The sequence below is a fragment of the Amorphus sp. 3PC139-8 genome (genome assembly GCF_040750475.1).
GTDB lineage: Bacteria > Pseudomonadota > Alphaproteobacteria > Rhizobiales > Amorphaceae > Amorphus.
Genome location: NZ_JABJVY010000008.1, coordinates 141,354 through 152,457, shown reverse-complemented (window position 1 = coordinate 152,457; position 11,104 = coordinate 141,354). Strand labels below are relative to the sequence as shown.

The window sequence follows — 11,104 nt, the reverse complement described above, 5'->3', positions numbered from 1 at the left end:
GCGGCGATGCTTTCGGGAGGCTTGCGTGCCGGCCCGGCGGGCGAGATCGATCAGAAGCCGGTCACGATCCGCCCATACACCTCCTCGGTGAAGGTGTAGATCGTGCCGCCGATGAAAGTCGCCGACAGGGCGGACACGGCGAGGATCGTCAGGATCTTCGGGATGAAGGTGAGGGTCATTTCCTGCACCTGGGTGAGCGCTTGAAACAGCGCGACCGCGAGCCCGACCAGCATGGCGGCGCCGATCGCCGGTGCGCCGGCGAGGATCACCGTGCCGATCGCATACTGCACGAGGTCGATGGCGTCGACTTCGTTCATGGCGTCAACTGACCGTCACGCCCGGCCCGACCATCAAGGTGGAGCCGTCGGTCAAGGTCGCCAGCGGGCCGTCCGAGGTCAGCCGTACCGATGCGACCTCGCCCGACTTCGATCCGTCGGCGGCCGTCACCTGGCGCCCGATCATGCTGGTGCCGATGTCCATGGCGGACGAGGTCAAGAGCGTGTCGAGCTTGGTGTTGGTCTGCATCGCCTGCTCGACCTGGGAGAAGGTCGCGAGCTGGGACATATATTCCGTGCCCTCGACCGGAGCGGTCGGATCCTGGTTCTTCAACTGGGTGACCAGGAGCATGAGAAAGGCGTCGTAGTCCGGCGTCTTGCTCTGGGACTTCGCCTGAGTCTGATCCTGGGCGAACGTGGCGTTGCTGGACAGGCCGGAGACACCGGTCATGTCGTGGTTCCTCCGGTCTAGAGTGCGGCGCCGGCGGAGCAGGCCTCGACCTGCTTGCCGGGAATCGGCGCCTGAGCGCTTGGTGCGGACACGTCGCGTCCGAGGATCATGTCCTCGATCGGGAACATCCGGCGGATGGTGCGGAGCCCCTCGAACGGCCGACCGGCGGCAACCAGGCGTTCCACATCCACCAGGCCTTCCAGGATCTGCTCGTTCTCCGTTGCGATCATCAAGGCGTGATGCAGGTTGCGGAACAGCGCCCGAGTGGCCTCGGCGTTGCGCGGATCGATCAGCATGGTCTGGACGACGAAATAGAGCTGACGCAGCGGCGTACCGGTGTCCTCGACTTGCATCACATGGCTTTCCAGGAGGAAGGTCACGTCGTTGAGGAGTTCCAGCGTGACCTTGCGGCCGACGCGGAGGACCGCACCATTGATGTAGATGCGTTCGCCGGCACGCAGCGATATCTGAATCGGTTTGGTCATTTGAGACCGTCCCGGATGCTCCGGTTGACCTCGATCAGCCCGGCGATGTTGGTGGAGGCGCCGCTCAGCACACGGTCGGCCTCGCGGATCACCCAAAGCCCGATCGAGATCAGGTCCGCGCGCAACTGTTCGGCCAGGCCGTTGGTGTCGTCGGACAGGTCGCGGATCAGGAAACCCCAGAGCTGCTGGATGAAGCGAATGGCCTCGATGGTCGTCGGGGCCGAGGGGTCGCCGGCTTTGGCTTTCTGCAGGAGCTCGATACCGTGCTCGAGCGCCATCACTTCGCGCCCCCGTCGTTCGTCGCTCGCGTCGTCAAGGACTTCGGCGTAGGAGAACTTGTACATGTCTTTCGGATCTCCCGATTAAGCATAGTTCATGATGCTGAGGCGCAGAAGCTTGGCGGTCAGCGAGTAAGACATTTCGATTTGGACCGAGAGCTGGTCGATCTCGGCTTTCTTCTCGACCGGGTTGACAGCTTCGAACGCGGCAATGCGCTGCTCGACGATGTCGCGGGCGTTGCGCATGCGGGTGTCGGCGGCGTCGAGGCGTTGTTGGGAGACCCCAAGCATGGCCCGGTCGGTCACGGTCTGGGTCAGGCCGGCGTTCATGGTCGAAAGCGAGCGGTGGAACACGACAGCGCGCGTCTCGGGCGCCAAATGATCGATGCCGAAATCGGCCAGCGCCGTCAGGGCCTTGGCGAGATCGCGCGTTGCGGTACCGTTGGCGCTGATCGACGTCGCGACTGTCTCGGTCGGCGAAATCCGGCTTTGCAGCGGCTCGTCCGCAGCCGATGACCAGACCGATGTCCAGTCCGGATCGGAGAACATCGCCGCGAATTCGTTGTCGAGGAAATCCGACATGTCGGCCGGCGTAATCGCGGCCAGTCCGGCGGTGTCCTCCTGCGGCGGGGAGGTCAGCCCGAATTTCGCAATCAACGCGGCATCCAGCGCGGCCTTCGGTCCACTGTCATACTCGGCCAGCGGCGGCGTTTCGGAGTTGGTGCCGGCGAACAAATGAACGCGGCCGTCGGCGGTATTCATGGTCGACACGAACTTGTCGAGCGCGTCGTTCGCCTGGCGCCGCAGGATGGCGATTTCCTGGGTCGAATCCGGCAGCCCGGTCAGGTTGTTCTGTAGAGACTGGATGGAGCCGCCGATGTCTTCCAACGCGAGATGGGTTTTCTCGATCCGGCTTCTGGCCACGCTGTTCGACGTGATCATAGAATCGAGGCTGCCCATCTCCTGGCGCAGCGATACGGTGCGCCCCGTACGGTCGGCCAGGACCAGACCAGTATCGGCATGTCGTCCGGTGGCGACTTCCTTGGTCGCCGCGGCCAGCCGCTCCTGCATTTCGGCAAGACCCGTGCGCGGCGCGCTGTTGAGCGACATGGTGGAAATCAGGCTGGTGCGCATGGCCTACCTCACGATCCCCAGAAGGGTCTTGAACAGATCGTCGATCACCGAGATCAGCCTCGAAGAGGCGCCGAAACTCTGTTCGAGTTGAAGCTGGATGGCGTACTCTTCGTCGAGATTGACGCCGGTGGCGTTGGAGAGCGCTTCCGAAGCTCGCGACAGGAGTGCGGTTTCATAGTCGGCGGAACGGGTCGCGCCTGCCCGAAGCGCCTCTATCCAGCTCACCGATCCGGCCGCGAATTCCTGAAGGCTGGACACGGGGGAAAGGCCGGTGCCGGCATCGAACGACTGGTTGCCCGCCAATCCATCCACCAGCCCGCGCAGACGAACTGAGAAGCTTGCACCGCCGCCCGTGTTGTAGGTGTAGACCCCGCCGTTGATGCCGTCGCGCAGACGGGCGACGGCGCCGCCCTGGGCGGGGTCGACGGCGGGATTCACCTGCAGGACGACCGACAGGTTCGCGGTCACCACTCCGGGCACGCCGGTCGCGCTGGGGAAGGTGAACAGCCCGGGCAGGTCGGGGGCTCCGCCGGCGGTCTGGTCCGCTTCGGCGAACGCGGTCACCAGGCCGCGCGCCATTTCGTCGAGCTGGCGCTGATAGGTCATGGCGACCTCATCGCGCACCTCCGTCAGGCCGACCAGGCGGCCGGACTGCAGCGGCATGCTGGCATTGGATCCGGTCACCGGGACGCCGTCGATGGTCACCGCGTTGCCGGTCATACCAGCGGTCAGGATCGAGGCCGGCGTGAACGCCACGACCCGGGCCCGCGTCTCAAACAGGGTCACGCCGCTGTCGGTGTAGAGAACCAAGTCGTTGTTTTGGCCGCGGTTGACGACCGAGATCCCGATCTCCTCTGAGATCTGGGAGAGCAGCGCGTCGCGCTGATCCATGAGCTGGGTAATGTCGCGACCGGTTCCGCTGCCGGCCACCACCGCCTGGTTCATCTCCTCGAACCGGCCGAGCAGGCCGTTCAGGCGGTCGACCGAGGCGGCGATGTCGGCGTCGGCGTCCTTGCGGACGGTCAGAACCGTTTCCGCAGCCGCATTCATGGTGCGGGTGAGATCCGAAGCCGCCGTCACCACGTTCTGACCGAACAGCGGGTCGTCTGGCGTGTTGGCATATTCCAGAAGCGCGGACGACAGCGCGCCGATCTTCGCGGCCGGCGAAGTCTCAAGCTCCGGATCGCCAACGGTCTCGGCTAGCCGCTCGATGCCCTCAAGCCGCGCGGTCGCGCCGGTGGTCGCGGAAGTGGCACCGAGCATCCGAGTGTAGAGCGCCACATCGGTCGCGCGCCCGATCGAAACGAGACGCGCGCTGCCGTCCGCCGTCGTGGTCTTTGAGGCGATCTTGCGCGAATAGGTCGGATCGTCCGCCCCCGCGACGTTCTTGCCTGACGTCGCGATCTGGGTGGACGTCGCCTGAATCGACGACCGCGCCGTGTTCAACGCAACCGACAGGCTCACGTTCTCGTCTCCCCTTTGTCGGGATAATCACGATCGGCTTTGGTCGGATCAGACCAAGCCTCATCGCGATCGATTTATTGGTTAGCGCTTGAGGTTCATCAGCGTGTCGAGCAGCTCGTTGCCGGTCTGGAAGACCTTCGAGTTGCCGGTGTAGCTGCGCTGGGCGACGATCATCTCGGTGAACTCGGTAGCGAGATCGACGTTGGACTGTTCCAGCGCACCGGAGACCAGCGAACCGAGACCGGATTCGGTCGGGAAGCCGACGGTGACGTCGCCGGATTCCAGCGTCGTGGAGAAGATGTTGCCGGCCATCGGCTGCAGCTTGTCCGGGCTCGGCACGTCGGCGAGCGGGATCCGGTAGGCTGCCGCCTTGGAGCCGTTCTCGTAGATTGCCTGGACGATGCCGTTCTCGCCGATCTCGACGTCGGTGACGGTGGACGGCGCCGAGCCGTCGACGGTCGCCGTTAGCGGGGTGTAGTCGGTCGCGAGCTGGGTCATCTTGGAGATGTCGACGGTGACATTCTGGCCGCCCGGCACGGGGATCGTCATGGTGCCGGCACTCGTGAGGTTGCCGTTGGCATCGAAGGTCATGGTCTGCGTGGCCAGGGCGGCGGAGCTGTATGGGAAGCTTGAGCCGGGAGTGGCGTCGGCCTGGTCGTAGACGGCGGCCTCCCAGGTGCTGTCGGCGGACTTCGAGAAGTAGATGTCCAGAACGACTTCGCTGCCGAGATCGTCGTAGACGACGATGGACGACTTGGCGGTGTAATCCGCCGTCGCCGCGTTGGTGCTGGGCAGGTCGGCGGCGGCAACGATGCCGGCATCGGACGGCAGGTTGGCCGTGAAGATGCCGGTGGTCGACGCGCTCGCCTGCATGTTCATGGCGGAGATGTCGATCGGTACCAGATTGGCGTAGCCGTTGAGCGTGCCCTGGGCGTCCCCCTCGCTGATGTCGTAGCCCATCAGCGTGAAGCCGGCGGCGTTCACCAGGTTGCCGGTGTTGCCGTCGCGGGTGAACGAGCCGGCGCGGGTCAGAAACGGCATGCCGGTCGGGTCGTTCACCACGAAGAAGCCGTCGCCCTGCACCGCAAGATCGGTGGAAGAGGTGGTGTAGGACAGCGCACCCTGCTCGTTGATCGCGTAGCGAATGCTGGAGACCACGGAGCCGGAATTGTAGTTGGTCTTGGAATTCGCCATGAGAAGCGACGAGAACTCCGTAGAAGCGCGCTTGTAGCCGGCTGTATCGGAGTTCGCGACGTTGTCGCCAATGGTGGATAGCTTGGTGGACTGGGCGTTCATGCCCGACACGCTGGTGCGAAGTAGCCCGTAAAGGGACATGAGCTGGTCTCCCGCTTAGGTCGTCGACACTAGAAAGGGGTTGGCTTGTGCGAGGCTGGTGCGCGCAGGCGCTGTCGGGCTCAGCCGCGCATGAGTTGGGCGAGATCGGAGAAGGCGTCGCGCACCAGGCCGGTGTCGGGGCTCTGGCGCAGCGCCTCGTAGACTTTCGGAACCAGCGCGACCGCCTGGTCCAGGTCGGGATCGCTGCCGGCGTGATAGCCGCCCATCAGCCTGAGATCGCGCGTGTCCTCGAAGCGGGCGATCATGCCGCGCAGACGACGCACCAGCTCCCGCTGCTCCTTGCTCCAGACCAGTTCGGCCAGACGCGAGATCGAGCCCAGCACGTTGACGGCCGGAAAGCGGCCCTGGTCGGCGATCGCGCGGTCGAGAACGACATGGCCGTCGAGGGTGCCGCGAATGGAATCGGCGACTGGATCGTTGTGGTCGTCGCCGTCCACCAGCACCGAAAAGATGCCGGTGATGGTGCCGGCCCCTTCCGCGCCTGGTCCGGCCCGCTCCAGAAGGCGGGGCAGCTCGGAAAAGGTGCTCGGCGCATAGCCGCGCGCCACTGCCGGCTCGCCGGCGGCAAGCGCCACGTCGCGGGCGGCATGGGCGTAACGCGTCACCGAATCGATGATCAGCAGCACCGATTTGCCCAGGTCGCGGAAATATTCCGCCACCGCCGTCGCCGACTGGGGCGCAAGCCGGCGCATCATCGGGCTTTCGTCGCCGGTGGAGACGATCACCACCGATTTGGCGCGGTTATCCTTCAGCGGACCTTCCAGAAACTCCCGCACCTCGCGGCCGCGTTCGCCCACCAGGCCGACCACCACCACATCGAAGCTTTCGGCGCGGGCTATCATGGCCAGCATGGTCGACTTGCCGACACCGGAGCCGGCGAAGATGCCGATGCGCTGGCCCTCGCAGATCGGGGTGAAGAGATCGATCACCTTGATGCCGGTGCGCAGCGGCTTATCGATGCGCGCGCGCGTCATCGCCGCAGGCGGCTCTCGGTCGGCTGGCATGGTCCGATCGCCACGGGCAAGCGGGCCGCCGCCGTCGAGCGGATCACCGAGCGCGTTCACAACTCGGCCGATCCAGTCGGGATGCGGCCTGAGGCCCATGGCGCCCATCCGAAACGCGGTGGCGCCGACGCCGACGGCAATGCGATCCTCGAAAGGCTTGACGGAGACGGTGTCACGATCGATCCGGATCGCTTCGCCGGCGATGAGCCGGTTGCCGTCGCGTACACCGACCCGGTCGCCGAGCTTCACGAACGACGACAATCCGGCAACCCGGTAGGCGGTCGGCGACACGTCGGTGACGGTGCCCCCGACGCGCACGACGGGGAGCTCCGCGAGCGCCTCTTCCACGGTCGCGGCGAGGCGCGTGAGCGGGTTCATTTTTTGAGGTTCCACGTCGGTTCAACTCGGAGCGGTTTACGAGGTCGGTCCGAGAGCCTGGATTGCCTGTTTCTGCGTGTCCTCGCTTTCCGCGACGGCCGAGGCCGCACTGTCGAAGGTGCGCGAGATCATGATGAGCTTGGTCATTTCCAGGACGGGATTGACGTTGGCGCCCTCGACGTAACCCTGCTTGACGCCGTTGGCGACGCGGTCCTCCACCGGCAAACCTTCCTGATCGGAGAGGATGGCGGTATCGCCGTAGCGCGAGAGCTTAGCGGTGTCCGGCAGCAGGAACACGCCCAGGGACCCCATCTGGCGACCGTCCTGGGTGAGCATGCCGTCGCGTCCGATGGTGACTTCGCCGCCGCGTGGATCGAGCGCAATCGGGGCGCCGCCGGAATCCAGGATGGCGTGGCCTTCCACGGAGAGGAGGTCGCCGGACTCCGACAACTGCATGCGGCCGTCGCGGGTGTAGGCGGGGCCGGCGGCGGTGTCGATCGCGAACCATCCGTCGCCGTCGATCGCCACGTCCAGGGTGTTGCCGGTGTAGGTGACCTGGCCGGGTTGGCGCGAGATATAGGTTTCACCGGGAGAGGAGTAGGCGACCTCGCGCGTGCCGAGCTTGGAGAGAACGGTGTCGAACCGGACCTCTTCGGCGCGAAAGCCGGTGGTGTTCATATTGGCGACGTTGTTGGCGACCGTCGCCAAGCGGCGATCGAGCGCGATCTGGGCGGACAGGCCGACATAGATTCCGGATGACATAGTCGGTCAGCCTCCGCGCTTGAACTGCTGTAAGGTCATGGCGAGGTCGAGGCCGATCGACGGCATCGACTGATTGGAAAACAGCGACAGGATCGGGGAGGCCGGGGTGCCCTGTTTCAGGTCCCACATGGAGGAGAAGCGGACCAAGAACTTCTCCAGCTCTTTCGGGTCCTTCAGCTTGTCCAGATCGAGACGCTTCTCGATCGAGGCAGCCTGCTTGTCGATGTCGGCGCCCTTCATCTCGTCGGGAAAGCCGAGCGCGGTGTAGACGACCTCCATCAGCGCGTTATCGGCCAGAATGGAGTAACCGGACTTGATGTCGCCCACCGAACGCTGGAAGTAGAGCGCGAGCCGGACCGCTTCGTTCTCCGTGCCGAGATCGACCTCCAGGGTCTGGCGCACGAACCGGTCGACGACGCCCTGGCGGGCGGCGTCCGCCTGGATGGCCTCTTCGCCCTTGTCGACGAAGTTGAAGGTCTCCGCGAACGACTTGAAACGGTCGTCGTTTACACGATTGACCAGGCTCTTCTCGTCGGCGAGGCTCTCGCTGAGGATCTTGCGCATATAGCCCTTGGCGTGGGCCATATCCTGAAGTCCGAACGCGTTCATCGCGTAGCGGAACAGGCGCGTGTCGCCGAGGAAGTCGTCGACCGACTTCACCTTGGAGATATTCTCCAGATAGTACTTTGTCTCCAGCGCGACCGGTTTCTCCGCCGCTTTCATGGCCAGCGTACGGTCGAGATCGCGCGTTGCGAGACGATAGGACGTGTAGGTCGAGATCATGGTCCATCCTCGATGGTTGGATCAAGGATCGCCGGCCAGGCTTGCGCGAAACTGCCGGCCCGCCGCAGGGATGATCGAGACCGAGTCCGATCGCCCGAAACGCCCGGTGCGGCGCCGATCGGCGATCATGCGGCTTTATGGGAGCGCACGCGCGCGAGGGCATGCGGACGATCAGCCTCGCGCAAGCTAGCCACGCCTAGAGTGCGCCACTCTTATCGGGAAGGAGTGGACCCTTGGGCGTTCTCATCGGGCTTGTCGTCGGTATTGCCTCCATGGCTGGAGGCTTCATGGCGATGGGCGGACACATCGAAGTCATCTGGCAGCCGTTCGAGTACGTCATCATCGGCGGCATCGCGCTCGGCACCTTCATCATCGCCAACCCGATGTCGGTCATCAAAGACACCGGCAAGGGCATGCTGGAGGCGATCAAGGGCGCCGGACCGAAGAAGGCCGACTATCTCGCCCTTCTCGGCCTGCTGTTCTCCCTCATGCGCGAGCTGCGCTCCAAGCCGCGCAACGAGGTCGAGGGTCATATCGACGATCCCGACAATTCGCCGATCTTCCAGCACTACCCGAAGATCCAGAAAGATAAGTATCTCACGCAGTATATCTGCGACTATGTCCGGTTGATCCTAATCGGCAACGCCCGCTCGCACGAGATCGAGGCGCTGATGGAGCAGGAAATCTCCACCATCAAGAAGTACAAGACCAAGCCGTACAACGCGGTCAGCACCGTGGCCGAAGCGTTGCCGGCGATCGGCATCTGCGCGGCCGTGCTCGGCATCGTGAAGGCGATGGGCGCGATCGACCAGTCGCCGGAGATCCTCGGCCACTATATCGGCTCGGCCCTGATCGGCACCTTCGTCGGCATCTTCTCGTCCTATGCGATGCTTTCGCCGCTGGCGACCAAGATCAAGGTCACCCGCGAGAAGCAGTGTCAGCCCTACATCATCACCAAGCAGACGCTGATCGCCTACATGAACGGTGCCTTGCCGCAGATCGCGCTGGAGCACGGTCGCAAGACGATCTCGGCCGCCGAGCGGCCGTCCATCGACGACGTTGAGAACGACGCTATCGCCAACACGCCCGGCTCCGGCGCGGCGCTCCAGCAGGCGGCCTAGACCGATGAACGCTCACAGCCCTTCCGCGGGCGATATCCGCGACATGCTTTTGGACGCGGCCGGCCTTTCGCTCGACCGGCTTCCAATGCTGCATGTGATCTTCGATCGCGTCACCACCCATGTTGCCGACAGCATGCGGCACCTGGCAGCCTCGCAGTGCTACTATTCGCTGAGCCATATCGAGAGTGGCCGCATTGGCGACGTGCTCGAGGAGTATGAGGGCAACGCGGTCGTCGGCGTCTTCAACGCTCCGGGATGGGACTCGCACGTCCTGGTGGGGTTCGATCGCGACTTCGTCTTCACCATGGTGGAAGCCCTGTTCGGCTCCGACGGCTCCGAGCCGCCGATCGACGATGAGCGGCCGTTCACCAACATCGAAATGCGCATTTGCCAGACGCTGTTCGAGCTGGTGGCGAAGGCGATGAAGGAATCCTTCTCGCTCGTCTCCGACACCAGCTTTCGGTTCGAGCGCCTGGAGACCCGTCTCGACTTCGCTGTCATGGGCCGGCGCAACAACCAGTCGGTGGTGGCGAAGTTCCTGCTGCAGGCGATCAACCGCGGCGGCGAGATGTTTCTGATGATCCCGCAATCGGCGCTGACGCCGATGCGCCAAACGCTGGCGCGTGCATTCACCGGGGATTCCTCGGTGCGCGATCCCGCCTGGGTCAAGCAGATCGGAACGGAGATCCAGAAGACCCAGGTGACGCTCAACGCCATCCTGGAATCGCGGGAGATTTCGCTGGACGAGATTTCCCGGCTCAAGGTCGGCCAAGTGCTGCATCTCAACGCCACGCCGCGCTCCCGCGTCAAGCTGGTGAGCTCAAGCGAGCAGCTCTTCTGGTGCGAGTTGGGCCAAGCGGAAGGCAGCTATCAACTTCGGATCGACGATTTGATCGACCAGGAGCAGGAGTTCATCGATGACATCCTACCTCGTTGACGCCACGCTTCTGGTGGCCCTTGTCGTCACGAGCGTGTTCGCGGCGCTGATGTATCGCCGTCTGAGGCGGCTCGACGTCGCGCTTGGCGACTATCGCCGCATCTTCTGCGAAACCGAGGACGCGCTAGCGGCCGCGCGGACGGCCGTCGAAGCCCTCAATGCCGACGGGCGCGCGACCGCACTGGATCTCGCGGTGCGCATCGACCAGGCGGAGGCGTTGGTCGCCACGATCGATGCCCGCACCCGCGCATCCGCTCTGGACACCCCCCGCTGATCCCCGCGCCGACCATTCTAAGGAACCGCTTTCATGTCCGTGAACGATGAAGATGCCATGGTGGACCCTTTCGCCGACCCCAGCCACGAGGTGCCTGCGGAGGCCGCCGAAAAGTGGAATTTCGGCACCGCCCGCAATCTCGATTCCATTTTGCGCATTCCGGTTTTGATGCAGGTGGTCCTCGGCTCGGCGACGATGCCGGTCGCCAACCTGATGAAGCTCGGTCGGGGCGCGATCGTTCCGCTCGACCACCGCGTCGGCGAGCCTGTGGACGTGGTCGTCAATGGTCGCGTGATCGCCCGCGGCGAGGTCGTGGTCGTGGAAGACGACAACTCTCGCTTCGGCGTGTCGCTGACGGAGATCGTCGGCCCGCCCGGTTCCGAGATGAACAGCTAGGTCCTT

14 protein-coding genes are annotated in these 11,104 nt (G+C 64.4%); 4 read left to right on the top strand and 10 right to left on the bottom strand.

Features of this window, described 5'->3' with window-relative positions; translation table 11 throughout:
- Positions 1-50: 50 nt before the first annotated feature.
- The 10 genes from HNS03_RS10055 to HNS03_RS10010 all read right to left on the bottom strand — a co-directional run bounded on the left by HNS03_RS10055 (position 51) and on the right by HNS03_RS10010 (position 8,370).
- Positions 51-317 (bottom strand): flagellar biosynthetic protein FliQ, encoded by a 267-nt coding sequence (locus HNS03_RS10055; RefSeq protein ID WP_367194990.1) that lies wholly within the window; start codon positions 315-317, stop codon positions 51-53.
- Positions 318-321: 4 nt separating this feature from the next.
- Entirely contained in the window at positions 322-726 is a 405-nt protein-coding gene (gene flgD / locus HNS03_RS10050; protein WP_367194988.1) for a flagellar hook assembly protein FlgD, read from the bottom strand.
- 17 nt (positions 727-743) lie between these two features.
- Positions 744-1,211, bottom strand: coding sequence for a flagellar biosynthesis repressor FlbT (gene flbT / locus HNS03_RS10045; RefSeq protein WP_367194986.1), 468 nt, complete (start codon positions 1,209-1,211; stop codon positions 744-746).
- Positions 1,208-1,555, bottom strand: a complete 348-nt coding sequence (gene flaF, locus HNS03_RS10040; protein ID WP_367194984.1) for a flagellar biosynthesis regulator FlaF — start codon at positions 1,553-1,555, stop codon at positions 1,208-1,210. Before flaF ends, flbT begins: the two co-directional genes overlap by 4 nt.
- 18 nt (positions 1,556-1,573) lie before the next feature.
- Positions 1,574-2,623, bottom strand: coding sequence for a flagellar hook-associated family protein (locus tag HNS03_RS10035; RefSeq protein ID WP_367194982.1), 1,050 nt, complete (start codon positions 2,621-2,623; stop codon positions 1,574-1,576).
- Between the two features lie 3 nt (positions 2,624-2,626).
- Positions 2,627-4,087 (bottom strand): flagellar hook-associated protein FlgK, encoded by a 1,461-nt coding sequence (gene flgK, locus HNS03_RS10030; RefSeq protein ID WP_367194980.1) that lies wholly within the window; start codon positions 4,085-4,087, stop codon positions 2,627-2,629.
- 81 nt (positions 4,088-4,168) lie between these two features.
- Positions 4,169-5,422 (bottom strand): flagellar hook protein FlgE, encoded by a 1,254-nt coding sequence (locus HNS03_RS10025; protein ID WP_367194978.1) that lies wholly within the window; start codon positions 5,420-5,422, stop codon positions 4,169-4,171.
- 80 nt (positions 5,423-5,502) lie between these two features.
- Positions 5,503-6,825, bottom strand: a complete 1,323-nt coding sequence (gene fliI / locus HNS03_RS10020; protein WP_367194976.1) for a flagellar protein export ATPase FliI — start codon at positions 6,823-6,825, stop codon at positions 5,503-5,505.
- A 36-nt stretch (positions 6,826-6,861) separates the two neighbouring features.
- Positions 6,862-7,587, bottom strand: coding sequence for a flagellar basal-body rod protein FlgF (gene flgF, locus HNS03_RS10015; protein WP_367194974.1), 726 nt, complete (start codon positions 7,585-7,587; stop codon positions 6,862-6,864).
- A gap of 6 nt (positions 7,588-7,593) precedes the next feature.
- The gene (locus HNS03_RS10010; RefSeq protein WP_367194972.1) at positions 7,594-8,370 is read right to left on the bottom strand and encodes a DUF1217 domain-containing protein; all 777 of its coding nucleotides are present in this window, start codon (positions 8,368-8,370) and stop codon (positions 7,594-7,596) included.
- A gap of 233 nt (positions 8,371-8,603) precedes the next feature.
- Between HNS03_RS10010 and motA the strand changes: the two genes are divergently transcribed.
- Genes motA through fliN form a run of 4 tightly spaced genes read left to right on the top strand, consistent with a single transcriptional unit; the run spans position 8,604 to position 11,098 of the window.
- The gene (gene motA, locus HNS03_RS10005) at positions 8,604-9,491 is read left to right on the top strand and encodes a flagellar motor stator protein MotA (RefSeq protein WP_367194970.1); all 888 of its coding nucleotides are present in this window, start codon (positions 8,604-8,606) and stop codon (positions 9,489-9,491) included.
- A 4-nt stretch (positions 9,492-9,495) separates the two neighbouring features.
- The gene (locus tag HNS03_RS10000; protein ID WP_367194968.1) at positions 9,496-10,428 is read left to right on the top strand and encodes a flagellar motor switch protein FliM; all 933 of its coding nucleotides are present in this window, start codon (positions 9,496-9,498) and stop codon (positions 10,426-10,428) included.
- Positions 10,409-10,702: a hypothetical protein gene (locus tag HNS03_RS09995; protein WP_367194967.1), complete on the top strand. Its 294-nt coding sequence runs from the start codon at positions 10,409-10,411 to the stop codon at positions 10,700-10,702. The genes HNS03_RS10000 and HNS03_RS09995 overlap by 20 nt, the downstream gene beginning before the upstream one ends.
- Positions 10,703-10,735: 33 nt before the next feature.
- Positions 10,736-11,098, top strand: coding sequence for a flagellar motor switch protein FliN (gene fliN, locus HNS03_RS09990; protein ID WP_367194965.1), 363 nt, complete (start codon positions 10,736-10,738; stop codon positions 11,096-11,098).
- Positions 11,099-11,104: the final 6 nt, after the last annotated feature.